Raw genomic sequence first — 26,281 nt, 5'->3', positions numbered from 1 at the left:
GCGCCGGGGGCGGGATTTGAACCCGCGCGGGGTTTCCCCCACCGGCTTAGCAGGCCGGCGCCCTACCAGGCTAGGCGACCCCGGCCCTTATAAAATTATTCTGGAGCGTTTTTAAAGATTGAGGTGTCTATATTTGTTTCCTCCTGATTTAGTGTTCATAGGAGCTATGCAGGCTTATGTTGCTGGTTTCAACGGTTACTCATGAACTCGCGTGGGTGCAAGATTCATGTGGAGTAGTAGCATGCTTAGGATGAAGACCACCAGCTGTAGCCTGTATTCCGAAGACTTACCTGGAACATGATATTTATACTGTCTCTCGTGTTCAGCTCCATGTAGAATGATTGGTATATTATCATTGGCATGACCCCGCCTGGTTTATTTGGATCAAGGAATCCGAAGGAGCTTGGCTCTACAGCAAACACTACATTGTTTAAACTGCTTTCACTAAAACCACCTATCTCAACCTGGTGTCTTATCCTAACCCTACCCATGCCAGGGTCTGTGTAATCCATTACAACGAAGTATGGAGCATAAGGCTCGATAAAGCCTGTGCTGTAGGATACAGATACCTGCATACCTCCACTAGCTGTCATCGAGTATTGTATTGTACGAGCTGAACCTACGTTCTTAGGTTGCCAGTCATCTAGAACCTGACCAGGCCATGTATCAGTTCGCCAGTGTATGGTTGTTTCAAAGAACTTAGGATAATGGTTGAAAGATAGCCAGAAACATGTTGTTCTAAATCCTACACCTGCATGCAATGTGTATACATACCACACATGATACAAAACTCCGGTTGCAGCTGTGACATTGCCATAATAATATCCAGTGTAGACGTACTGCCTACCGGTCTCCTCACCGCAGACTCTTCCATAGGTTGAATTCGTGATCCATCCTATGTACCCTAGTAACACCATGTTAGTAGGTCCTGAGATTATACTCTGATGCGTTATACGCGCCTCAGGTGGAATCTCGTTCTCAGGTAATAACCCACTCCATTCTAGTACAGCACCAAGTACTCTGTGAAAGTCCTTAATGCTGAGAGTTTCAACAACTACTAACCCAGGAGGATCAGCTGTGAACACGATCATATCAGCATTTTTGAATACTGGGTGAATAAGCCCTACTCCAAGCTTATCATTGTTTATAGGCTGATCGGGGTTGAGAGGAGTAATAGGTTCAACTCCAATATAACCTAGAGCTTTAAGAATAGCCGAATACGAGTCTACAGCCTCAAATCCTCCTATCTTAGGATCCATGTTCAAGTACGCTACAGCACATTTTTTGCAGGTGCTTAAAAGCTTTACTAACAACTCAGTATACATGGGCAAGTTCTTCACAACCTTCTCTGAATGAACAAACACCAGAGATCTCTCGAGCTTAACCTTGTCAAAGTCCAGCTGCTTCACAGCCTCATCAAGACCTACACTCCTTAAAAGTCTCATGAATCCCGGTGGTAAGTACTCTACATAGTAGAGTGAAATCTTCTCCGAAAAAACTCTCAGATCAGCCTTAAACATGGAAGTGCCTATATCATTGGCCTGGAAGATAGGGGAGATAACGAATGCTATCACGATCGCTATGATGATTAATGCAAATAATATATACAAAACTCCCCTAAGCAATCTCACAAAAATTTACACCAATTGCTTCAGTTGAAAAGAAGTATATAAGCTTTCCCCTCAACAAGTTACAGGTTTAAAAACTATCCTACCAATTTTTCTCTGAACCCTCTTAAAGTTTTCTTCATATTTTAAACCCTCTATACGAATTCTTTTTAATTTATACTCATTCTCGGATATACACAGATTCCTAAGACCATAGCCTCTAAAATCACCTCTTCGAATGCGTCGATCCTTAAGGATTAGATAGTGATCTAAGCCGATGAGCGAAGATCTGAAAGAAGCATACTATTGCGTATTAAACCTAATTCCTTAGTATTATTTCTGGTGCTTCTCTTAAGATATATACTGTGGGTTCTTGCGTTATCTGAGAATATTTATTATAGAGCTTTCCTACTCATGAGGTCGAGTATTTGGGCTAGTGCTTGTAGAGAACTAGATCTAAGTAGTAAGCATGCCTGCACCGGCGCTTCAATCCTTAGATTTTCTCTTAACTCTTATAAAGTACCCTCCAGATCCTCTTAATGCTGCTACCTCTGTATACTTATCTGTTCCTGGATCTATTAGCCTCCACACATAATCTCTATATAAGAGCTGAACCCCTGCACGCTACTAATTGTAGTAAATGCTAAGAAGGATCGCATGCAGAACTAGAGAAGCTCCTCGAAGTTAAATTAGAATAATACTTGCCATCTGCATAACAGCTTCCATGCCGGAGCGTATTCTCTTGAATACATTAGATGCTTGGAGAAGCTCTCCTAATCATCTGCCTCCAAAATGTTTCAGCTGTTGCCGGCTTCCGCAGAGAGCGAGGGTTTTGCTTGTGAAGAGAGATCTAGTTTGTAGAGATGTTTATTGAGATGTGAATGTGAGAGTTATTGTTTATGCTTAAAATCCTATAGAGATATATTATTCAGGGGCCGCGGTAGTATAGCCCGGTCAAGTATGCGGGCCTTTCGAGCTCTATGCGTGGAAAGCCCGTGACCCGGGTTCAAATCCCGGCCGCGGCATGTTCTTCTCTACTCTGCTTCTGGATCTTGTTTTCTCTATCATGATTATTATTTAATCAGGATCTATAGAATTATATTCTGATGCTTGCTTTACATCGAATAATTTTTATTCTAGGATCTCAATATTATTCGAGTAAAGCTTATACATGGTTTTTCAAATGAAGAGCGGAGACCTTAAATGACTCAAGATCTGGTTTGGAGAATTGGTTTGGGAAGATTAAGCTTGATAGCTTTAGTCTTAGTCTTGATAGTGGTAGGGATCGCATCTCTATATCTTTATAATATAATGCTCAGCAAGCCTCAGATCTCTGAGACAACTAGAGCTAGAATTCCTGTTCAGAAGATCACTATCATAACAACTACGGAAGCAGAAGATCCCGTTAGATGGGCTGCGGTTCAGGCTATGGCCAGTGAATGGAGGAAGCTAGGATTCGATGTAGAGGTTATAGGCATGGAAAGCTCTCAAGTTGATAAAACATGCTACTACGAGTGGAACTTCGATGTATGCGTATTCGGATGGGGTGCGAGAGTAGACAGGCTAGACCCGAATCTATTCTTAGGACTTATAACAACAGGAGAGATAGGAACCAAGGGTAGCGGCGCTAATAATCCTACGGGATATTCAAATCCGGAATACGATAGATTATACGAGCTTCAGAGAGAGACTATGGATCTGAACAAAAGAAGAGAAATAGTATTCCAGCTCCAGCAAATATTCTTCGAAGAAGCACCGAGATATAACCTCTATCATCAATTCATAATCGCAGCATATAATAATCAGAAGTGGGAGAACCCATTTCAAATGCCTGGAGCTCCTCTATTCAACGAATGGCAGCCTTACTTCATAACACCCGTGAAAGGAGAAAAACAAGATCTGATCTACGGCTCCAACACAGAGCCTGATATACTGAATCCAGCAGTCTCAACACTTATATTCTCATGGAATATACTGAAGCTAGTGTACGACAGTCTTGTAAGACTAGGACCTGATGGAAGAATCATACCATGGCTTGCTGAGAGTATTAACGTGGTTAACAACACAGTAGTAGATGTGAGAATTAGAAACAATGCTAGATTTCATGACGGAACACCTATAACAGCTGATGATGTTGTCTTCACATACAACTACTATATGAAGATCCAGTACGCTTATTTCAGACCATACTATGTCAACATCCAAGAAGTGATCAAGCTAGACAACTACACGATAAGATTCATACTTAAAAAACCTGATGCAACATTCCTAACAAACACACTCTACATGATACCGATACTCCCAAAACATGTGTGGGAGAATATAACAGACCCTAGATCCCTCACACCAGAGCAACTCGATAAAGTTCTAAGAGTAGGGAGCGGACCCTTCAAAAACCCTGTATGGGTTAAGAAAGAATATATATCTCTAGAAGCAGCTCCCGAACACTTCGCATACAATGGTATTGTGATAGGAAACTTCACAGTTCCTCCGATGAAGGTTTCAAAACTTATCATTAGAATATACGGAAGTCTAGATGGGATTGTAAATGCTCTGATCAATAGAGAGATCGATATGACAGCAGTAGGACTACTACCTTCTCACGCAGATCTTCTTAAGAAATATAATTACATAACAGTGGTGACAGCCAGAAGCTTTGCACTACCAGCAGATCTCATGTTCAATGTGAGAAGATCTCCATTCGATTTGAAAGAAGTAAGACAAGCACTACTATACGCAGTCCCATATGATTATATAATAAATGTCATCTTAAGAGGATATGGTGAGAAAGGCTATATAATAGCTCCTGTCAATGCCTTCTGGCATAATCCTGATGTGCCTACCTACGAGTATAATCTTACTAAAGCTAGAGAGCTTCTAGCCAAGGCAGGATTCGCTTGGGATGAGAGTGGGAGAATATACTATCCTGAGAACTATACAATAAAGAAACAAGAAGATCCGTAGGTGGGAGAATACTGATCACGAAGATTCTAAGCAGGATAAGCTTGATATTATTAATTTTTCTCGCAGTTCTCACATTCCAATTCTTCCTATTCAGACTCTCATTCCCCGACCCCACGGTAATATACTTGAGAGAAGGTTTAGGACCTGAGGAGAGAGAGATCATAAGAAGAAGTTTTGGACTAGATAAACCTCTCTACGAACAGTATCTTCTCTATATAATCAACTTCTTAAGAGGTGATATGGGGTATTCATTCTACTATAAAACTCCGGTATCTTCTGTGATATTTGATAGACTTCTCAATACTCTAATACTATTCATACCAGCCGTAGTCACAGCATTCATGATATCAAGATACATAGGAAGTCTCATGGCGTGGAGAAGAGGAGGATTTCTAGAGAGATCTCTTATAACAATCTTCAGTCTTCTAAGTTCATTCCCATTATTCTGGATTGGGTTGATCTCTATAATAGTATTCTCCGTATGGCTGGGCATACTACCCTCAGGAGGTATGAGAACACCTCCTTACGATGCATCGAATTTCTTTGAGAAGATCTTAAGTCTCGATTTCCTATGGCACTGGATACTACCCTACTCAGTACTCACAGCATACATAACAACATCCCCGGCACTTCTAATGAGATCCTCGATGATAACAGTCTTAGGAGAGGATTTTGTGACCACGATGAGAGCTGTAGGATTCGGTGAGAAGAAGATTCTCAGAGAGGTTTCAAGAGCAAGTATCCTACCTCTAGTCACTCAATATGGGATATCCATAGGCTTCGCATTCGCAGGATCCGTAGCATTCGAGACAGTATTCTCATGGCCTGGGATAGGTAGAGAGATTGTTATAGCATTTAACAATCTAGACTATCCCCTGGCTCAGGGTATATTCGCTATAATGACTCTTGCAATACTCTTTATAAACAGCTTCATAGACATACTATACTCATACCTGGATCCGAGGATTAGAAGAGGTTGAAGATACCATGGAAAAAAGATTTCATGGTCCATGGATTAGAGAATTCATGAATGTAATAAGATCGGATAGAGCAGGTATGATAAGTCTTATAATACTTCTATCGCTAGCGATCTTCGGCTTAGCAGGTCCTCTAATATATAGAGTAGATCCTTACCAGACTATCTACTCCTATCAGATCAGAGTATACAACGTATCATTAGATGAAAGAACCTATAAAGAGATCTATTATTCAGAACCTGAGGAGTTGAAGAGCATTCTATATAGTGATAAAACTCTCTACATAGTAGATTCAAAGTATGATATATATATGATAGATCTGTCTAGAGGAGCTTCCGAGAAAATTGCGAGAGCTGATCCAAGTAGTTTCATAGGCTTGATCTCTCTAGATGGAGATATAGCTCTTCTAGAGATTATAGGAGGGAGGATAAGGATCTCCTCATTACAAGGAGAATGGAGAGAAGATCTAGAGATCCCAGGTAATCTAGGCATAAGTAGAGAATCTCAAATACTCTTCTCCGGAGGAGATCTCATAATTCTAAGATTAGAAACAGGCGGGATAGCTCTGATCAATATAAGTAGTAGAAGTATTGAGAAAATTAATCCGAGGATTAACGTTTCTACTGCTGAGATATGCTGGGATAGATATGTTATTCTAGGAGGTCTGAAAGGATGGATTGCATCATATGATCTCTATAAAAGAGAACTTGTGATCTCAAGACCATTCACAGATGATATAAGATATGTCTACTGTAGCAGTGACAGGATCTATATACTAGGTAGATTCGGCTTCATAGCTTATTCAGATAAGGATCTAGAAAACTTTAGCATGATAAACACGGGAGTTGTAGAAGATCTTGTGAGCGCTGTACGCTATAGAAATAGTATAGCGGTTCTAGGTAGCGGAGGTAGCATAATAATCATATACCCTGATCAGGAATCTCACTCGATCTATTCTTTTGATATAAGAAACTCAATGAAGCTCTACAGCTCTAAAGAGGATCTATATGTAGTAGCATACGGAGTATACGCGATGCAGTTAAAACCACCCTCGCTCTCACATCCTCTAGGCACAGATTATCTAGGGAGAGATCTTCTCGCGCAGATAATGATAGGAGTTAGAATGTCGCTTGCAATAGCTCTTCTAGTAGCTCTAATAGTTCTATTCATAGGAGCTGGCGTAGGAATTGTTGCAGGGTATTTCAGAGGAAGAGCGGATCTTATTCTTAACTCTATTATAAACTTCATGTACTCAATACCTCTCGAACCATTCGCAATACTTCTAGCGCTAATCCTAAGACCTGGACTGGAAACAGTGGTGCTAGCAATATCACTACTCATATGGAGAACCACGGCGAGAATCATAAGATCCCAGGTTATATCAATATCATCTACACCCATGATCGAGAGTGCAAGAGCTTTGGGAGCATCTCACACGAGAATTATAATCAGATACATAATACCGGCATTACTCCCCATAATAATGATTGATTTCGCAAACGTAGTAGTATACGCCATACTAGCTGAATCAACTCTAAGCTTCTTAGGAGTAGGAGCTCAAAACATATTCACGCTAGGATCAATACTCAATCAAGCTATGATAACAGGATCCTGGAGAATAGGATGGTGGCTTCTCACACCGGGATTCTTCATAGGAGCTATAGCATTCTCACTCTACACACTAGCAAGAATATTCGAGCCTGTGGCAAATCCGAGACTGAAGAATATCTAGAGCCATCCCAGATCTCAGGAGTAGAAGCATGAGCAGTAGAGATGCTAGTAGTAATCTCCTAGAAGCCATATGTTTCCTATATATATTTTCTTCAGACCATTCTTCTCAGCTATTCTAAGAGCTTCTCTCATATGCTTCCAGCTTGTTGGTGGCAGGTCTCTCATAAGATGATCTGGGTGGAATGCTAGGAATACAACCGGTGTCTCCGGATCTAGTTCTGCTATATAGCTTGTCACACCATCCACCTCCACAGAATCTACATAGCCTGGAACTAGAAGTATGCTCACCAATAGAAGAGGGATCAAACTTCTCTCCCTACCGATCTCATGAACTACTCTCACGTTCTCCATAAGTCTCTTCAAAGCCTTCTCCCCATCAACTCCTGTTAAAGCCTCATAAACACTGGGGGTCCAAGCCTTCCAATCTATCTTAACAATACCTCCTGAAACAAGACTTAGTCTAGCCATCTCTCTCATTAGAAGAGGGTTTACAAGTCCATTAGTCTCCCAGCATATTCTCTTAATCATATTCTTCTCGCGAGCTCTTCTAATAATCTCTCTAGAAGCTTGTATAAGCATAGGAGTGCTCGGGGTAGGATCTCCTCCGAAATAACATACACATGAAATCCTAGGATCCAAGGATCTCTCAACAAGCTCTTCTACACTCATCTCTCTCACAATACTCCTATCAATCCTCCCACCAGAGATAGCTGTCTTATGCTCCCAATTCTGACAGAAGAAACAATCTAGAGAACATCCCGCCATGAACACAGCTAGATTACTATAACCATACTCACCTTTAGGAGTATAAGCATACTCAGGATAGCCAAGACCAGTAGATCCAGGGCATATATGAGCGGCAACACAATTGGTAGGAATAGGATCCAGGTATGCGTATGCTAGAACTCTTCCAGAACCTGCTAACATTCTCATCCTACCGCCAGAGTTCATCCAAACACCACAATAACCTCTGAAACCATCTCCAATAACACACTCATTAACACATACACTACATCTAAGACCTTTATCATGTCTTGGAGGGTGGAGAGGTAGGTCTACGGAGATCCTCCACTTAATCCTACGATTTCTAACAATAGCAAGAGCTTTATCAGGATCTCTCCTAAGACATTCTACGCAGACACCTATAGAATCTGAGACAAGTCTATCAGAACCACATAGAAGACATCTACTCATAGCTCCAGTATATGTCACAGGTCTCTGAGGTTTTAAAAAGAGATCTTCTGTATACATATGATTCAAATCAATTATTCCTAGAGGTAGCAGTAGATTGAGAAGAAACAGTGAAACTATTCATATTCTACGATTATAAGAACTGAATCCTTTAAAGATCAAGATCTCTGTTTATCACGTGGATAAGCTCTTTAGAGTATCAATTAATCCTTTTACATCTCTTCTCTCTATAAGTTCTTTCAATCTATTTCTCCCCCTCTCATCTAGTTCTAGTATTGGAAACGTCTCAATAAGTCTTCTAACCTGAGTTAAGCCAAGATATTTTCTCGTGAAAGAAGTTTCCGAGTACTTATATGTTGTCATGAACCCGCTATCTGTCACTTCTCTGAAGTAGTTTAGCATTAGATTGAAATAATCTCTCAGCAGAAGCTGATCCTCTATCGAGAGCATCGGGTGGAAGAATATATGTATAGGATGTGTTCTATAGGGTTTTCTAGACACCACTATGCAATCAGCATTGAAAACCTCTTTTATCACGAAGATCCCGGCTTTCTCATCTTCTCTAACTCCATCGATTGTCTTCACAAAGAGAATATTACTCTTAATCCTCTTGAAAAGCTCATCATTAACATAGAACACTTCTCTAGCATATCCTCTCACCCTATCATATCTATTCGAATCAACAACAATCACTTTATTACTACCAGGATTCCTCATGATCTCTTCGAGGAAGAGGTAGAAACTAACCTTAAGAGGTTTTCTCGCTCTGAAACCCTCAACAAACTCCGAAAACTCACTACCAGCTCTATACATGTTAGAAGGCTTGATCGTTATAACTCTCTCAACAACTTCTCTACCGATCTTGACCAACTTAAACTTCTGAAGATCATGAGAAGGCTGTTCCTTCCTCTCGAAGAAGAATACTCCAACATGCTGTCCTGTGAAATCAAAGATCCTCTTCTCAAATACTATAGCTTCTCTGATCTCATACCATAGAAGAAGATCTCTTCTGATCTTATTAGACACTGAAGCTCCGTAGAGGAAATTCGTAGGTATAACATAAGCCATTCTCCTAATACCATGCCTGAGATCATTTGCAAGAGCTAATTGATAAAGATCTTGATATCCTTCATTAGAATTCTTAAAATAATCAAGCCAGACATGATAATCTCTATTCTTCCTTATATAGCCTATATAGAGATAAGGAGGATTCGTAATATGGTATACAGGAAAACCCTTCTCCAGAACCTCTCTAGGATAGCTTTTCAGAGTATCTCTAACTTGTATATTTCTCTCAGCAAGTCTTCTAGGAATACCCATTCTCACAGCATTCTCAATAGCTTTCTCAACCATCTCAGGCATGATATCATATAGAAAGATTCGTTCCTCGAAAAACTCTAGACGTTCTCTCATCGGAATACTCTCTAGGATCGGTAGAATCAAATTACCAGTACCAGCAAACAGATCAACCCATACATAATCGTAGAGAACCTCTCTAATCCTCGGAAGTATATATCCTCTGAATATATACGTAGGAGTTTCAAAAACACCATATATCTTTCTAACACTATCACTCATCATCATAGCAGACCCTGAAGCTCTCATACGCAAAACCTGATCAGCGTTGAGCACAGTTTGAACTTTCTTCAATTATCTATCTAAGAACTAATATCTTTAAAACTTTTAAATTAGAGATCCCTAGAAGATCACGTGGAAACACCCAGTTCTGAAAACAGCCTGAGAACAATTAATATTCTGAAGAAGTCTTTTATCAAGATCTAAACCTGAACTAAAATGAATCTTCTCATATCATTTCCGAGGAGAATAATCTTCTAGAGCTTCGTCTACGAATGATAGAATCTTACACAAGACAGCCCAGGTGTCTAGATTTTCTTCTGAGATCGATATCTTAGGATACTCCAGCTTGAGTATTCTCTCTGAGAAATCTCCTCTCTGAAATCCTCCTACAATGATTAAAGGTCTTCTAGCTGATAAAATCATTCTCCCAAGATCTCTGATTCTAACTCTAGACCCCTTCTCATGCATTATAACACCAAGGTCGGGGTTTAGCTCTCTGATAAAATCTATGAGATCCCTCTTCAGAAGATATATAAGAGGCTGATCAGAATTAGGAGGAGCCTTACCCTCTGTAAGAACCTGCTCCATAAGACTTACAAATCTATTGAAATGTCTTACGATTCTAACACCTTCTCTCACGATCACGAGACCATGTCTAGTCTCTATAACAACTCTCGCGAGATCTCTTCTCCAGATGATAGAAGAACCTATCACTAGAAGTGTTGTATGTATTAGATCAGGTCTTCCTCTCTTAAACCAGTTGCTAAGTCTTCTCATAGAATGATAATGATATGATATGTCGAGAAGCATTCTCTCGGGAGGAACACCTCTCCTCCTAGCCGAAGATATTATATCTCTTTCTCCAAGAATCTCTTCCGGAACCAGCTCTAGAGAAGCTTCTGCAATCACTATATAGAGTTTCTCCACGAAAACCACCTGGATTAAAAATTCTGAAGCATATTAGAAGAAGGATCTATCTCCTCTTTCTAATGATATAATGAGTAGACTTTCCAAGAGCGTACTCTACAACTTCTTTAAACACCTCAGACATAGTAGGATGAGGATGAACAGCTTTCTCTACATCTTCTAATCTCATTCCATTTTCTATAATTAGAGATGCCTCGCCAGCTAGCTCTGAAGCATTCGATGAAACTATTACAAACCCTAGAATCTTCTTTGAATCATTATCATATATCATTTTTATAAAACCGTCTTCAGACTCTTCTATAGAAGCTCTTGCAACACCTCCTAAAGGAATTCTGATAGACACAGGATTAAAACCTCTAGATCTAGCTTCTTCAACAGATATACCAATCTGAGCTATCTCAGGATCTGAGAAGACAACCATAGGTATAGCACTCCTACTATAAACACTATCAAGACCTGATACATTCTCTCCAGCAACCACCGCCTGGATGAACGCTTTGTGAGCAAGCATTGGAGGTCCTGCAACATCTCCTGAAGCGTAAATCCTCGGATTAGAAGTTCTAAGCCTATCATCGGTCTTTATAAAACCTCTCTCATCAATCTCAACCCCGATCTTCTCAACACCTAGATCTCTTACTCTAGGTCTTCTACCGGTTGCAACCAACATCTTCTCTCCATAGATCCTCTCTCCACATGATAGCTCTACATCAACTCCAGCTTCCGACATCCTTAGATCTTTTACAACACAATTCTTATAGATCCTCACACCAAGAGATGAAAGTCTTCTCTCAATAGCTCTTGAAGCATCAAGATCCATTCCAGGCAGAAGGTTAGGCATCATCTCGATGATTGAGATCTCCACACCAAGCTTAGCCATAGCAGTTGAAAGCTCTACACCAACATACCCCCCGCCTAGAACAATCATGCTAGAAGGTTTCCTCCTCAAGCTAAAGAAAGATCTGTTATCAAGAATGATAGCACCATCTATAGAAATATTCTTCGGAGCCGTAGGTTCGGAACCTGATGCTATTATAATCCTCTCACTCTCAATATCTCCAAAACCTTCAACTCTTACAACACGCTCGTCAACTATCACAGCTCTCCCTCTAAGGATCTCTACACCATAGCTCTTCAGAAGAAGCTCTATACCAGATGAAATGCTTGAGACTATATGAGAAACCTTCTCCATAAGCTTCGGAAAATCAGGTTGAGCATTCTCTCTACCTAGTATGAAATCACTATTCCTAGCATGCCAGAATACATTAGCATATTTTATAAAAGTCTTCGAAGGTATACATCCGAAGAGAGTGCATTCACCTCCAAAACCTCTTCTCTCCTCAACAATTGCAACTCTCTTACCAAGTTGTGAAGCTCTTATAGCAGCTGGATACCCTCCAGGTCCTCCTCCTATGACTATAACATCGTATTTCAAACCCATTAGAGAGCACCTCTCTGAATAGTCTGGAGAGCTTTTATATCTGAGACTTATTTTCTTCTAAATATTATATGAACCTCTCTACCACAGGAGCATATTAGAACTCTCTCAACATGAAACTCTGGAGATTCAGCTGTTGTTGCAAAACCCTCTCCACCAACTATAGATACAGAATCTCTTCCGCCGAATACATATCCTGTGTATGTCACTCTAAACTCATCTACAAGATCTCTACTTACAAGACTCCATATAAGATCTCCGCCACCTTCTACCAGAACTTTTCTAATCCCCAGCTCATATAGTTTCTCAAGAGCTTTCTCCATATCTATTCTTGGAGGGTTCTGAGACTCTATCACGTACACCTCAACACCTCTAGATCTCAATCTCTCTATCTTGGCAGGATCAGCTTTCTCAGATGTTAATATGATCGTTCTAGCTATAAGATCTCTTACAAGCCTGAGATCCTCTCTGATAGAAAGCCTTCCATCAACCACTATTCTCACAGGATTCTCACCCTCAAAATACTTAAGCCGTAGCGAAGGATCATCAATATTAGCAGTGTTAACACCAATCATAACAGCTCCAGCCTCCTTCCTAGCCGCATGAAGTCTCTTAAAATCCTCAGGACAGCTCAGCTGACTGAACCTAGTTCTAGAAGCAATCTTACCATCAATAGTAGCGGTGGTGAATACTATAACATAGGGTCTAGGCATTTATCGAACACCTCTAGGAGATCTTCAGAGAACTACTATTATAGATCCATCCTATAAAATCTGGGAATACTGGTATAGGTTTTCTAGCTGGTATACCTGGATCATGTGCATGAGCATAGTATAGATCTATATAGTCAAGCTGAGATCTTTCAAATCTCTCTCTAATACACCACACCACATGCTTTCTACCGAGATCACTACCATGAGAATGTGAAACCATTCGAGCTCCCACCTTAGTTGTTATAATCTGCTATTATAAGAGATATTCTCTTAAGACTAACTCCTTCAACAACCCACGCAACCACTCCAAATCACGTGAGTATACAAGGTTTGAGAGCTGTACTGAGCCTCTTAAAATATTACAAGGATCCTGAAGCTGGTGCAGGATAACAAGTATGAGAAGGTAAGATCACTCTGTATAAATCTACATGAGAACTGAATCTCTATCTTGAATTAGAGTAGAGTAAGAAAGCTGAGGTGAAATAATATCAATCCATAGAGATAGAATATCTAGGGAGGGTAATGACTGGAGCGGATTTTATAGAAGAGGTTATCAGGATCGTTAGATCTCATGAGGAGATCTCGAGAGTATTAGAAGAATTTAGAGAGATTCTACTTCGCGAGAAGAACTCGAGGAAAAATCCTCAAGGACTTGTCAGACTTGATGGTGGTAGATACTATGCTGTAGGAGATCTCCATGGTGATTTTAATACGTTTGCAGAGATCTTGAACGAATACAATTTGCTAAGACATCTTGATGAGAGAGGCTATGTTGTTTTTCTAGGAGATTATGTGGATCGAGGTTATAGACAGGTTGAGGTTTTCATAGGATTATCTCTTCTAAAGATCTACTACAGAGATCACGTGATCATCTTAAGAGGAAATCATGAAGGACCTGAACATCTTCTACCATACCCCCATGACTTTCCTCAGATCCTTTTATACAGGTATGGGAGTAGTGAGGGTTCTAAGATCTATTCTCTCTCTAGAGAAATATTCGATCTAATGCCCTACGCAGCATATAGAGAAGGATCTATTCTCTTCGTACATGGAGGTATTCCAGTGTTTACAACAGATGAATGTCCTAGAGATATCTCATGTATTCTCGATGCAGACGATCCCTATAGTAGAACTCTGGAAGAGATATTATGGAATGATCCTTTAAGAGGTGAAGAAGAACTCGAGTACACTATAAATCCTAGAGGAGCAGGATATCTCTGGGGTGTGGGGATAACTAGAAGATTTCTAGAGAAAACAAGATTAAAAGCGATAGTAAGAGGTCATGAACCGGCTTGGAACGGGTATATGCTGGATCACGATGGAAGAGTACTGACATTATTCTCAAGACTAGGAGATCCTTATTATAATTCTTCTGCAGCCATAGCATATCTAGGAAATATAGATCAGTTTAACAGATTTATTGATGAGATGATCATACAGATCAGCTGATAAGCTGAAAAACATTATGATCCTCATAGAAGAGAAGGAGCTTATATATCTCCATCACGGATATTTACAAGGGCGTTAGAATGGCTGAAACACTTCCTCCAGAGCTTCAGCAATATGTTTTAAAACTTCAACAGCTTCGAAACAAATTGAATCAGATTATTGCTGAGAAGAGTGTTGTTCAAGCTCAGCTTAGAGAAGCTGAGAGAGCTCTTGAAGTTTTAAAAAGTGTTAGTCAAGACGCTCCTGTCTACAAAGCTGCGGGTCATCTTCTGGTTAAGGTTTCGAAGGAGGATGCTGAGAAGGATCTCAACGATAAAAAAGATCTTCTAGAACTCAGACTTAAAAGTCTCGAGAAGCAGGAGGCCTCTCTAAACACAGAGATCAAGAATCTCGAATCTAAGATCAATGAGATTATAGGTAGGTATTATGGAGCAGCGAGGAGAGGTGGAGGATAGAGAATTTTTCTCAGAAGATATAGTACTAGATCTTGATCTGAAGATATTATCAGAGAAAGATCTTGAGGATATTATAAGTGTCTTCGAAGAAAGTATAAGAACTTCTATCGATAGAAGTATTCTAAGACCTCTTATAAACGCCTACGCCATAGAAACATCTATACAAGCCGGGGAGAAGCTTGTGCTCAGAGCATATATCGAGATCTATCATAGGAAAGATATCTCGAGAGAGATAGTTCTAAAACTCATAGATGAAGCTCTAGAAAGAGGTTATAGAGATGCAGAGAGTATCATCAGAAGATTTTCTAAGAGAAATAGAGAGAGAACTTAGAGGAGGAGAGATAAGAATATATATAACCTCTCATCCATCCGCAGATCTAGACTCCATAGCTTCAGCAGTAGCTCTCTCATATCTTCTTAGAAGCATTTCAGAGAACCTATCTGGAGATAAGATATGCTACCTCAGCATAGGAGGAGTTGATAGTCTTGCTAGAAGAATTCTCGAGATAGCATCCAGCAGAGGTATTCTGAGAGAGTGTAGAGAGATATCAGGTGAAGGAGTTTTATTCATAGTAGATGCTCAGTCTTGCGAGAGATGTGGTGTTGATTGCAGTCTTTTCAAAAGAATTTTCATAATAGATCATCACATAACTAGCGAGGATATGCGGAGTGATAATGAGAGGTTCTACTACTTACTAGATCCTGGATCTTCTTCTACAACCGAGATAATAACGAGGATTCTGCTCATTAGAGGGATTCTACCAAGAGATCAAGAGATCCTAGATATAATTCTCTCAGCGATTCTATATGATACGAATCTTCTAGAGAGCGTGGGAGTTGATACCGAGAGTATAGTTAGAGAGATAATGAGAGAAGGAGGTAGTCTTCATAGATCTTTAAAACTTCTCAAAAGAGATCTAAGATATGATGAGAAGATCGCGAGAATTAAAGCTTTGATGAGACTTAAAGCCTTCGAGACAAGAGAAGGAATTATAATATGCATAAGCAGATTAAGAGCTCACGAAGGAGCTTCAGCAGGTCTTCTCATGAGCGCTGGATGTGATATATCTCTCATAATATCTGAGAGAAAAGAAGAGATCTGGGTGATCTCAAGATGCGGTTCTTTATGTGATAAAAAAGGTATTGACGAGATCCTCTTAAGAGATCTTGTCAGCAGATTAGGAGGTAGCTGGGGAGGTCATTCGAAAGCTGCCATGGCTAGAATCTCTATCTCTAATCTGAATACTGTAGAATCAGAGATTTTGAGAATCCTAGGTGAAAAACTGGGATCTCTTAAAGAGATCAAGAGCTAGGATTCTTTGAGAATAGAATCTTCATCAGAAGTTTAAAAAGAAGACTGTTAGAAACCTAAAAAATCTATATGTATAGAGGTTCGTAGACTCCTCCGGCTAGTATCACATATCTCAGTAGAAGAGCTCCTATGAGTGCTAGCAGTGCTGCAGATAGTATTAGAGCTTTCACATATCTCTTAGAAATAACTGTGTAGGCACCGACTAGTGCTGGATATATAATGCCCAGACCTATCACTCCAATCCATGTTATAGGAGCTAGCTCTCCATATAGTATCATCTCAGCGCCGAGCCTGGCTCCTAGGCTTATGAAGGTGAGAGAGACATATATGAATGATAGTAGTAAGAATAGCTCGAATAGATCTATTGAAAGTCCTATTCTCACACCAATCTTCTTCATCTCTTCAGCATGTTCACGAGAACTGTCAAAGATCGAGAATATCTCTACCAATGCTACCGAGCACACAGAAGCACTCACAATCCATAGAGCTGGTATCAGAGCGGTGTTCCAGAGGCTTATTCCAGAAGCCTGCGATATTAGGAATCCGCTATAGATGGTAACCATGAATCCTGAGAACCCTACTAGGGCTAGGAATATATTTGAACTAGCCAGTCTAGAGATCCAGCTGAATCCTCTGATCCTTCCAAGACCTGCATGATGTAGAGAAATTGCTAGAAGTAGTATCAGCTGCACTACTAGAAGTACTATACCTAACGCCATCCAGGAACTCCAGTTATACGTTCCCGAGAGCATGGCTGTTATTATAGCGTTGAAGACATTCCAAGGTCTTGTTAGATCTGCCACAACGAATACTAGTGCGAGAACTATTGATATTAGAAGAGTGTATGCTAGCGAAGCTCTTCTATACCAGTAGTATGCTACAGATCCCATACCTGAGATTCCTGCAAGCCATAGGAATACTGCTATAAGCCACTCCCATCCCGCAACCTGTGTCTGAGTGAGCACTCCAGATAGAAGCTCTCCGGAAGGCATCATCCCACCACCACGAAGAACTTTGGACCAGTTCCTTTATACTCTAGCAATCTAACAAATCTACTTCTACGAAGTCTCTGACTGATGCTACTACTAGGATCATCTATGTCTCCAAAGTCTCTAGCTCCTGCAGGACATACAGAGACACATATAGGCTTTCCACCGAGCTTCTCGACAATGTAGAGACATGTCTCACCCATACACTTCTCAGGAAGACCTGTGACAGGGTGAACCCATCTAGCATTATATGGGCATGCAACAACGCAGTATCTACACCCTATACACTTCCCCGGATCTATCTTGACAAGACCATTAGATCTATCTATGTAGGAGGCTCCCGTAGGGCATGCGTGAACACATGGAGGGTCATCGCAATGCTGGCATTGTAGAAGAAGAATTCTAGCTCTGAAAGATTCTTCTACCTCTATTCTTCTTATATTAGAAGCAACCCAATTCCAGCTCTTATTATCAGACTCCATCATATCAGGATGATTTCCTGAGATGCACTCTATTATACATGCTGCACATCCTACACATTTTGAAGCATCCCAGAGATGAGCATATCTGGTCATAGCTTTCTCACCCTCACAGAAGAGTTTGTAGCTGCAGAACCTATGATAGGTGCTATAAATCCTTTAGCAAGCCAGTTGGGATTAACACCTTCTCTGAGAAAACTATACCTGCCATCATACGCCTTGATCATGCTAGAAGTTCTCTGACCCATGAAAGAATAGGTGTAGAGAACTCCCTGCCTCACTTTATTAGTAACCTTAACTCTCGCAACAATCTTATAGCCGTTGTCTAAACCCTCAAGCTCTATAAGATCTCCATCTCTTATACCTAGTCTCTTAGCATCCTCAGGATTCATCCAAACACTTCTATCACCAACATACTTCATCGGATAAGCTAGAGCTCCTTGAGCAGATACTAGAGGACCTTTCCCGTTCACGAGATAGAATTCGTTGGGAGCTTTCGGAAGAGTATAAGCTGGTGGTGGGTAGTAGTCTGGCAGAGGATCTAGATTATATCTCAGAGCATTAAGCATGTATATCTCAACCCTACCACTAGGAGTTGCTAGAGCTGTTCTATAAGGTCTTGTCTCGTATGTCTTCTTCTTCAGAATCATATAGCCTTTACTCTCAAGCTCTCTCCTAATATCATCTGGAGAGATATTCCAGTTTGCTGCCAGAGCCTTGATTAGAGAGTCCTTCATTTTCTCTTCGAACTCGCTAAACCTACTATAATCCGAGTATTCCTCAGTATATCCTATTAATGCTGCTCTCTCAGGATAGATTCTTCTAAGTATCTCCATGAGGATCCAGAGCTCATCTCTAGCATCAACACCTTTAGGAGGCTCTACATGTCCTGTAGACATCTGAACCGCGGCATCGAGAGTCCATTTAACTACTGATATCTCTTCTTTCTCGAGATACATTCTCGAAGGCAGCACATAATCAGCCCAATCCATTATATCCTGCGCTATGAAGTCTATCACTACTACAAGCTCCAGCTTCTTCAATGCATCCATAACCTTATTTAGATTAACATCTCTCTGGAATATGGTAGTCCCAACAACGAAGAGAGCCTTAATAGGATAGGGTTTTTCAGTGAGTATAGCATCCAATACAGCATCGAAGGTTGAGACTGTCTCGGGATAGAGAACCTTGTCAACTCTCTTCTCTTTCAAAGCCTCGCTCTCAAACTTCACACCTAATGTTGTAAACACATAACCCTCTTGAACCCAGCATACATCGGGAAGTTTCGCTGATTCTGCAAAACAAAGACCTCCTCTTCTATCTATGTTCCCTACTAGAGCATTTAGAATCAATATTGCTGCTACCACCTCCATGTCATTACCGTTTTTAGCCATATACCATGTGTCGTCGGCAACACCTCTGGCTGTGGCGAATTCTCTTGCTATTCTCCTTATGGTGTCGGCTGGTACTCCTGTTATCTTCTCAGCTTCTTCAGGAGTGTATTTTGAAGCTCTCTCTCTAAGTAGTATGAATGCTGTCTTCACGAAGACTCTGGATCCGTCTTTGAGAGTTACCTCTCCAGAATATTCTAGATCTGGATCTACTCCTTTTTCGGTGTATGATTTAAAACTCTTACTATTCTTATCATAGATCATGTACTTCTTAGAATCTCCTCCCTCTACTAGATCTGCTTCCGTGAGAGGTTTCTTATCAGGTTTTATCAGAAATGGTGCATTAGTATAGTTCTTTAGAAATGATTCGTCGTAGAGTTTTTCTGAGATTATAACATGCATCATTGATAACAGGAATGCAGCATCAGTACCTGGTATGATCGGGATCCACTCGCTATTAGCATATCCTATCTCAGGCATCCTAGGATCTACAACAACTATCTTAGACCCCAGATCTCTACTCTTCATAACTCTACTCAGAGCACCCATAGAAGCAGTTGCAGGAGTTCTTCCTATGAAGAGAAGATACCTAGAATTCTCATAATCAGGATCAACAGATGTAGGACCTCCCGCACCCAGAACCCATCTCCTCGCAACAGTTCCAGCATCATGACATGTGGATTCATGACCTATATCAAAATTAGGCGTTCCAAGAAGATATCCGAAGAGAGGAAGCCACATCCTAATATCATGCCTGGTTACAACAACAGATCTAGCTCCATACCTGCTGATAATATCTCTAAGCTTTGAAGCGATCTCATCCAGAGCCTGAGACCATTCAACCTCAGCAAATCTTCCCTCACCTCTTTCTCCAACTCTCTTAAGAGGCTTCTTAATTCTCAAGGGGTGATTCCAAAGCCACTTACCAGTAGCACCTCTACCACATATACTCCTCTGAGGATGATTCGGATTTGCAGTGACATACAGAAGATTACCACTTCCATCTACTCCAACAATAATCCCACAACCAGCTCCACAAGCACCACATATGCTATAGAACTCTCTAATACTTCCAGCTTCCTGAAGAGATATCTTTCTCAGATCCTTTCTAGAACTCTCTAGAACACTTCTAGAACCTAGAACTATAGCACCCGCCACACCCGCTACTGCTAGTGTCTGAAGAAATTCTCTTCTACTTATACCTGATCTTTTATGCATAGAATTATCTCTTGACTCCATGCTCAATTTAAAATTCACCTTTCCAAATATAATTATAGTTTCAGAATTAAAAAATATTTCTATACATACTTTGCTTATATGTACACATATTTAAATTTTTCTCAGCATGAGATTAGACATATTATACTCTCAGCTAGAAGCTTAGACAATCATTCAGATCTTACAATATATTAGCTTGTGTCATTACCTGTCCTCTCTTTTATTGCGATTACCAGGCTTTTCATCAGATTTAGAGGTGTTCAGGAGATGCTCTCAAAACCTCACATATCGAGCACTGAGGAGTAAGGGGAGGTTTTTCGTTTTATACATCTCAACTAGTGCTTCTCCTCTCGGTAGATAGCTTATTATGTCTGGGATTGTAAAGATAGTTTTACAATTCTGAAAGCCTCGCCCTTTAGGGCGGGGAGGAGGTCGGTGAGGTTGAAGTCTTGAGAGGAACTACTACTGTCTCGCGGCTTAGGTTCTTCTAGATAACTCCTCTACGGGCATTGTAATCTCTTCTGGTTTTTCTAATGTTTTCATAGATATCTCTTCTAATACTCCTCTCTTTCATCCATGTTCTAAGACTTCCTCTTATCACTATTGGTTGGTGAATGAATTCTCTGAGATTTCTAGATCCTGTTAGAAATAGTACTGCTCTTATCTCGTGTATCACTCTTCTCACGAAGAAATCTATGTCTCTTGAGAAGTATGCTTCGAGGAAGGGGTATGCCATGCCTCCTATATCAGCTCCTAAAGCTATGACCTTAGCAATGTCAACCCCGTTTCTAAGACCTCCACTACCTATTATAAAACTATCTGGAGCCGAGTATCTTGTTTCTATCACTGATGCTGCTGTAGGAATACCCCATTCCGAGAGATCTTCTGCAAGATATTTCTTAAGCCTGTCACCCTTCATCTCTGCTCTATACATCTCAACTAGAATCCAGTTAGTTCCTCCAGATCCTGATACGTCGAAGTATCTTACACCAGCTCTTCTAAGAATCCCTACACTCTCCATGCTGAGACCACAGCCTGTCTCCTTGATCATAACAGGCTTGTTAAGACTCTTAACAAGTTCTTCAATCTTCTTCACAAGACCTCTGTAAGAAGGTTCTCCCTCTGGCTGTATAGATTCTTGAGCTGGGTTGAGATGGATCGCTATAGCATCAGCATCTAACATCTCGATAGCTCTCATTATCTTATCAAGACCGTACCCTCCTATGATCTGAGCTGCACCTAGATTAGCAATAATCAAGGTTTTAGGAGCTTTTTCTCTTACAATAGAGAATGTTCTAGCTAGAGAAGGATCTTCCAGAGCAGCTCTCTGAGACCCCACTCCCATGCCAATACCATATCTCTCAGCGATCTCAGCTAGCGAGGCATTTATCTCAAGTGTCTTAGGATGTCCTCCGGTCATCCCCGTTATTATAATAGGTGCTGAAAGTCTCTTCCCCAGAAACTCTGTTGATATATCGATCTCCTCAAAATCTATCTCTGGTGCCGGGTTGTGAATTAAATGAACGTATTCAAGCCATGTCGTTCTAGGACCTCTCACTCTTCTGCTGAGAACAATATCTATATGCTCGATCTTTCTATTTCTAGTCTCGCTAATACTCGATCACCGTCCCCTCATCTAGTAAACCTACTATAGCTCTATAAACATTACCAGGTTTCAAACCATTGAATATAAATCCTCTCACACCTCTCTCAAGAGCAATCCTACCACTAAGAATCTTCGTTCTCATACCTCCAGTAACATCAACTCCAAACCCTCCTCCGAGTTCTACATTTAAATCTCTTGAGATCCTGAGAACCCTTATAATACTCCCTCCCCCCTTCTCAGGAGGTTTCTCGTAGACTCCATCAACAGTTGAAGCAAACAAAACCCATTCAGCTCCTATACCTAGAGCTGAAATCCAAGCCAGCTCGTCTCCTGATACTATCCTGAAGCCTTTCTCACATATTATAACATCTCCGAAGAGAACTGGTAGAAGTCCTGAATCTATGAGCATTCTCATAAGATCTGTGTTAATATTCAGAGAACCACCTCTCTCATAAACCACTCCTCTAGTGGATATCTGAACAGCTGGCAGACCTTGTTCTCTGAGACTTCTCACAACTTCTCTATTAAGCTCATTCATATACCATGCTATATCGGAGAAACCCTGAGGATCTATAAATCCCTTCTCAGAGATCACCTTAGAAGCTATGTAATGCCCGAAACTCCCTCCACCATGTATGATAAGAATCCTTCTAAACCCATCATCCCACGCCATCTTAATCTCTCGAGATATGCTTCTCAGAATATCCTCTCTCAGAGCAAGAGGTCTATCCTTGTACGTTATAAGAGAACCTCCTAGCTTCACCACCTTATACGTTCTCAGATCCTCTTCTCGAAATCCTCTCACCCTCTCCAAGAACCCAGAAGACTCCATCTTCTCTCTCCTCAATCTTCCAGATCCCCGTTGTATGCTTAACCAAGTCAATAGTTTCTCTTACAGCCTCAAAAACACCTCTCCTACCAATAGACTGAGCTACTATTATAACAGCTATATCTCCCGGAAGAGTATCTCCTTTAACATGATATATCTTAAGACACTCCACAGAGTATCTACTCTTGATATCTCTAGCTATCTCGCTGAATCTCCTCAGAGTATACTCTTCATAAACTTCATAACTTAGTTTCTTAACAATCCTACCCTCAACAGGATTCTTAACAACACCAATATAGATCACAACACCTCCCAAACCCTTCTCAGAGGCATTCCTACTAATACTACCAAGTATCCTATTAAAATCAGGAGGATTTTCCCTCGTGAAGAATTGAAACTCATCACATAAGCCCTCAGCATAATCATTCAAAAAACTCCACCCGAAGCTGGTGGTAGTATGTCTACTACGTCACCCTCTCTAACAAACTGATCCATAGGCGCGTACAAGCCGTTTACAAGCACTATAATACCTTCACCTCTGCTTCTCATGAACTCCTCTAGAGAGGTATTCTTAGAAGATATTCTACTGAGAAGATCTCTAACAGAAATCCTATCTCCTTCCACCTCAATGAGATCCTCTGAAGAGCCGTAGAGATCTCTTAGAACAGCGTAGAGTCTTATCTTAATCTTCAACACACTCACATCCTGAGAATAATCTGTTAAAAGAGATTATATAATGAGCTTCGCTATCTCTAGAGCTCTATATTAGCATGTCTTCTACTCATATCCTTCTCAGACACATTAAGTTCTTGCATCAGTCTAACTATTAGAGAGTCTAGAAACACCATGGTAGTATCCTCGAAGAGGGTTCCTAGAGGTGCCAGAGGCTCGTGAATACCTAAGATCTGTCTGGCGAAGTAATCTTCTTCAGCAGAAACCTTAGTTCTTCCAGGAACTACCACTACCACATCTGATATCTGAGCTAGAGGAGATTCTGGAAAAGATGTTATTGTGAGAATCTTAGCACCAACACTCTTAGCAGCTTCAGCAGCTGTGACTATGAGCTTGGTTCTCCCAGAACCACTTATAGCGATAACAAGATCTCCCTCTCTAACTGGAGGTACTATGGTGTCTCCGAGAACATATACTCTGAAGCCTAAGTGCATTAATCTCATGGCAAATCCTCTTCCTATAAGCCCGCTTCTTCCCGCACCCATTACCAGAACCATCTTACCTCTATTGTAAGTGTCTACAAGTAGTTTCACAGCTTTCTCCACCTGATCTACAGAGATCATGTCTATAGACTTCATTATGAAGCTTGATATCTCTCTCATAACATCTTTAACAAGAGCTATAGGGTCGTTCTTCGCAGAACTCAAATAAATCCCAGTATTAGAAATCGATAAAACACGTATTTAAATTACTAGTGGTTAGATTCTCTTAAATCTCTTTAGATCTTTAACATTTTTAGTTAAAGATCTCCCTAGATTATCTTCATTCTCTCAAGAACTCTCTTAATACTCTCTATAGACTCAGGATTCTCTAGAGTAGTAATATCACCCATTTCTCCTCCTAAAACAACTGATCTAAGAGTTCTCCTCATAATCTTACCACTTCTAGTTCTAGGAAGATCCTCTACAAATATTATCTTCTCAGGAGTAAACACTCTACTAAGCTCGCTAGAGATCAGATTCTTAAGTTCTACTTCGAGCTCTGAAGCTTTCTCATAATACTCTCTACTCCTAAGCCTTACAAAACAATAGATAACCTCACCTCTAATCGCGTGAGGAACCCCTACACATGCACTCTCAGCGACATAGGCATGCTTGTTAAGAATTCCCTCAAGCTCTGCAGCTCCAACTCTCATTCCAGAAACTTTTATAACATCATCAGCTCTTCCTAGAATATACCAGTATCCATCTGAATCAATTTGAACCCAATCTCCATGATACCACACACCTTTAAACCTGCTCCAGTAGCTCTCTATATATCTCTCAGGATCTCTCCAAAGACCTCTGGTCATCGATGGGAAGGGTTTTTTAACAACTAAGTAACCCACGCCCTCTCTAACAGACTCTCCACTCTCATTAAACACATCAGCGTCAACACCCGGTGCAGGACCCCAGAGGGTTGAAGGTTTGAGACTGACCACAACACTTGGAAGGAGGATGCATCCGAAGACTTCTGTTCCTCCCGATAGGTTTATCATTGGTCTCTCGAGATCTCCTACGTCTCTCATGATCCACATCCATGTATCAGGATCTATAGGTTCTCCAGTGTTTCCAAAAACTCTGAGACTTGATATATCATGCCTTCTAACATTCTCCACACCGAGAGATTTCAGAATTCTCGCGGCAGTAGCTGCAAAACCTAGGTGTGTGACTCTGTGCTCCTCTATAATCTTCCACACTCTATCTGGAGGAGTATCTATAGCTCCTTCAATTGATAGATTTGAAGCTCCTAGAAGCTGTGATCCTAGAACCTGCCAAGGCCCCATCATCCAGCCTAGATCCGTGATCCACCATAATCTATCTTCACTCTTCATATCTAGATTTATGAAGTGTTCTAAACCAGGTTTTATAATAGATCCTATGTGGCTTATCACAGCACCTTTAGGAGATCCCATGGTTCCAGATGTGAAGAGTAGCAACGCGGGATCGTTAGGATTCATCTCAGCTATATAGTCACTCCTCCCATATCTTCTCATAATCTCATGATAGAACACATCTCTTCCATCAATCCAAGGTATCTCGGATCCTGTTCTTCTTATAACAACAACTCTAGCATCAACTCCCGAAAGTCTTAGAGCTTCATCAGCTTGTTTCTTCAACTCCACTTCTCTACCTCTTCTATAATACCCGTCTACTGTGACAAGAATCTTTGAATTAGAAATTCTAAGCCTGCTAGCCACAGCCTGAGGACTGAAGCCTGAGAATATAGGTGATGCTATAGCACCGATCCTGATACTCGCAAGCATAGCTACAATAGATTCAGGTATTATGGGAGCGTATATGGCAACAACATCTCCTACTCTAACACCTGATTCTAGGAGGTAGGATGAGAATCTTTTCACAGAATCCTCAAGCTCTGAATAAGTCATACTCCTAATAGAATTATCCTCGCCAATCCATATCACAGCAGTCTTACTCCCATAACCTTTCCTCACAATTCTATCCACAACATTATATGATGCATTAATCCTCCCACCCACATACCATTCAGCCCATTCAACACCTCTTGAAATGTCTAAGACCTCTTCATAGGGTTTAAACCATTCTATCTCGAGAATTTCAGGAGCAAGACTCCAGAACCATCTTACATCCTCAATACTTCTCTTCACGAAGTCTTTATAACTCTTAAATCCCATGCTTTCAATAAGCTCTGTCACATTAGCCTGATCAACAAGATCTCTAGGAGGATTCCATATAAA

At 40.7% G+C, this 26,281-nt stretch carries 23 protein-coding genes and 2 tRNA genes; 8 read left to right on the top strand and 17 right to left on the bottom strand.

Features of this window, described 5'->3' with window-relative positions; translation table 11 throughout:
* Position 1 precedes the first annotated feature (1 nt).
* Together QXS89_06970 and QXS89_06965 are read right to left on the bottom strand one after the other, a co-directional pair.
* Positions 2 to 85, bottom strand: a tRNA-Ser gene (locus QXS89_06970).
* A 160-nt stretch (positions 86 to 245) separates the two neighbouring features.
* Positions 246 to 1,631, bottom strand: a complete 1,386-nt coding sequence (locus QXS89_06965; GenBank protein MEM3831917.1) for a hypothetical protein — start codon at positions 1,629 to 1,631, stop codon at positions 246 to 248.
* 910 nt (positions 1,632 to 2,541) lie between these two features.
* Here QXS89_06965 and QXS89_06960 point away from each other — a divergent pair.
* The 4 genes from QXS89_06960 (at position 2,542) to QXS89_06945 (ending at position 7,280) form a co-directional block, all read left to right on the top strand.
* A tRNA-Glu gene (locus QXS89_06960) sits at positions 2,542 to 2,632 on the top strand.
* A gap of 178 nt (positions 2,633 to 2,810) precedes the next feature.
* The gene (locus QXS89_06955; GenBank protein ID MEM3831916.1) at positions 2,811 to 4,571 is read left to right on the top strand and encodes an ABC transporter substrate-binding protein; all 1,761 of its coding nucleotides are present in this window, start codon (positions 2,811 to 2,813) and stop codon (positions 4,569 to 4,571) included.
* A gap of 8 nt (positions 4,572 to 4,579) precedes the next feature.
* Positions 4,580 to 5,551, top strand: a complete 972-nt coding sequence (locus QXS89_06950; GenBank protein ID MEM3831915.1) for an ABC transporter permease — start codon at positions 4,580 to 4,582, stop codon at positions 5,549 to 5,551.
* A 7-nt stretch (positions 5,552 to 5,558) separates the two neighbouring features.
* Positions 5,559 to 7,280: an ABC transporter permease gene (locus QXS89_06945; protein ID MEM3831914.1), complete on the top strand. Its 1,722-nt coding sequence runs from the start codon at positions 5,559 to 5,561 to the stop codon at positions 7,278 to 7,280.
* Positions 7,281 to 7,324: 44 nt separating this feature from the next.
* Here the strand turns inward: QXS89_06945 and QXS89_06940 are convergent, their stop codons facing one another.
* From QXS89_06940 to QXS89_06915, 6 genes are all read right to left on the bottom strand, one after another.
* Complete coding sequence (locus tag QXS89_06940) at positions 7,325 to 8,530, bottom strand: radical SAM protein (protein MEM3831913.1); 1,206 nt, start codon at positions 8,528 to 8,530, stop codon at positions 7,325 to 7,327.
* Between the two features lie 114 nt (positions 8,531 to 8,644).
* Positions 8,645 to 10,075, bottom strand: coding sequence for an N-6 DNA methylase (locus QXS89_06935; GenBank protein MEM3831912.1), 1,431 nt, complete (start codon positions 10,073 to 10,075; stop codon positions 8,645 to 8,647).
* A 204-nt stretch (positions 10,076 to 10,279) separates the two neighbouring features.
* Positions 10,280 to 10,975 carry a hypothetical protein gene (locus QXS89_06930; protein ID MEM3831911.1) on the bottom strand — a complete coding sequence of 232 codons (696 nt, stop codon included), beginning with the start codon at positions 10,973 to 10,975 and terminating at the stop codon, positions 10,280 to 10,282.
* Positions 10,976 to 11,021: 46 nt separating this feature from the next.
* Complete coding sequence (gene lpdA / locus QXS89_06925) at positions 11,022 to 12,413, bottom strand: dihydrolipoyl dehydrogenase (GenBank protein MEM3831910.1); 1,392 nt, start codon at positions 12,411 to 12,413, stop codon at positions 11,022 to 11,024.
* 47 nt (positions 12,414 to 12,460) lie between these two features.
* Positions 12,461 to 13,123, bottom strand: a complete 663-nt coding sequence (locus QXS89_06920; protein ID MEM3831909.1) for a 2,5-diamino-6-(ribosylamino)-4(3H)-pyrimidinone 5'-phosphate reductase — start codon at positions 13,121 to 13,123, stop codon at positions 12,461 to 12,463.
* Between the two features lie 13 nt (positions 13,124 to 13,136).
* Positions 13,137 to 13,367, bottom strand: a complete 231-nt coding sequence (locus QXS89_06915; GenBank protein MEM3831908.1) for a hypothetical protein — start codon at positions 13,365 to 13,367, stop codon at positions 13,137 to 13,139.
* Positions 13,368 to 13,645: 278 nt separating this feature from the next.
* Here QXS89_06915 and QXS89_06910 point away from each other — a divergent pair, with 278 nt between their 5' ends.
* From QXS89_06910 to QXS89_06895, 4 genes are all read left to right on the top strand, one after another.
* Positions 13,646 to 14,572 (top strand): metallophosphoesterase family protein, encoded by a 927-nt coding sequence (locus QXS89_06910; GenBank protein ID MEM3831907.1) that lies wholly within the window; start codon positions 13,646 to 13,648, stop codon positions 14,570 to 14,572.
* Between the two features lie 80 nt (positions 14,573 to 14,652).
* The gene (locus QXS89_06905) at positions 14,653 to 15,027 is read left to right on the top strand and encodes a prefoldin subunit beta (GenBank protein MEM3831906.1); all 375 of its coding nucleotides are present in this window, start codon (positions 14,653 to 14,655) and stop codon (positions 15,025 to 15,027) included.
* On the top strand, positions 14,999 to 15,358 hold the full coding sequence (locus tag QXS89_06900) for a DUF3194 domain-containing protein (protein ID MEM3831905.1): 360 nt from the start codon (positions 14,999 to 15,001) through the stop codon (positions 15,356 to 15,358). The genes QXS89_06905 and QXS89_06900 overlap by 29 nt, the downstream gene beginning before the upstream one ends.
* Entirely contained in the window at positions 15,306 to 16,340 is a 1,035-nt protein-coding gene (locus QXS89_06895) for a DHH family phosphoesterase (GenBank protein ID MEM3831904.1), read from the top strand. Before QXS89_06900 ends, QXS89_06895 begins: the two co-directional genes overlap by 53 nt.
* A gap of 64 nt (positions 16,341 to 16,404) precedes the next feature.
* On the opposite strand, the gene nrfD is transcribed toward QXS89_06895, so the two are convergent.
* The 9 genes from nrfD to QXS89_06850 form a co-directional block, all read right to left on the bottom strand.
* A complete protein-coding gene (nrfD, locus tag QXS89_06890) occupies positions 16,405 to 17,334 on the bottom strand; it encodes an NrfD/PsrC family molybdoenzyme membrane anchor subunit (protein MEM3831903.1) in 930 nt (309 codons plus the stop codon).
* Entirely contained in the window at positions 17,331 to 17,903 is a 573-nt protein-coding gene (locus tag QXS89_06885; GenBank protein MEM3831902.1) for a 4Fe-4S dicluster domain-containing protein, read from the bottom strand. Before QXS89_06885 ends, nrfD begins: the two co-directional genes overlap by 4 nt.
* Positions 17,900 to 20,437: a molybdopterin-dependent oxidoreductase gene (locus tag QXS89_06880; GenBank protein MEM3831901.1), complete on the bottom strand. Its 2,538-nt coding sequence runs from the start codon at positions 20,435 to 20,437 to the stop codon at positions 17,900 to 17,902. Before QXS89_06880 ends, QXS89_06885 begins: the two co-directional genes overlap by 4 nt.
* Before the next feature lie 466 nt (positions 20,438 to 20,903).
* On the bottom strand, positions 20,904 to 22,007 hold the full coding sequence (fni, locus tag QXS89_06875; GenBank protein ID MEM3831900.1) for a type 2 isopentenyl-diphosphate Delta-isomerase: 1,104 nt from the start codon (positions 22,005 to 22,007) through the stop codon (positions 20,904 to 20,906).
* A gap of 19 nt (positions 22,008 to 22,026) precedes the next feature.
* Positions 22,027 to 22,854 carry an isopentenyl phosphate kinase gene (locus tag QXS89_06870; GenBank protein ID MEM3831899.1) on the bottom strand — a complete coding sequence of 276 codons (828 nt, stop codon included), beginning with the start codon at positions 22,852 to 22,854 and terminating at the stop codon, positions 22,027 to 22,029.
* A complete protein-coding gene (locus QXS89_06865; protein ID MEM3831898.1) occupies positions 22,790 to 23,281 on the bottom strand; it encodes a molybdenum cofactor biosynthesis protein MoaE in 492 nt (163 codons plus the stop codon). Before QXS89_06865 ends, QXS89_06870 begins: the two co-directional genes overlap by 65 nt.
* Entirely contained in the window at positions 23,278 to 23,544 is a 267-nt protein-coding gene (locus tag QXS89_06860; protein ID MEM3831897.1) for a MoaD/ThiS family protein, read from the bottom strand. Before QXS89_06860 ends, QXS89_06865 begins: the two co-directional genes overlap by 4 nt.
* A 59-nt stretch (positions 23,545 to 23,603) precedes the next feature.
* Entirely contained in the window at positions 23,604 to 24,230 is a 627-nt protein-coding gene (gene hxlB, locus QXS89_06855; protein ID MEM3831896.1) for a 6-phospho-3-hexuloisomerase, read from the bottom strand.
* 104 nt (positions 24,231 to 24,334) lie between these two features.
* On the bottom strand, positions 24,335 to 26,281 hold a 1,947-nt coding region (locus tag QXS89_06850; protein MEM3831895.1), incomplete at its 5' end, for an AMP-binding protein.

Source organism: Sulfolobales archaeon, from assembly GCA_038881635.1.
Taxonomy (GTDB): domain Archaea; phylum Thermoproteota; class Thermoprotei_A; order Sulfolobales; family AG1; genus WYEN01.
This window is presented reverse-complemented; position numbering and strand designations above follow the sequence as displayed.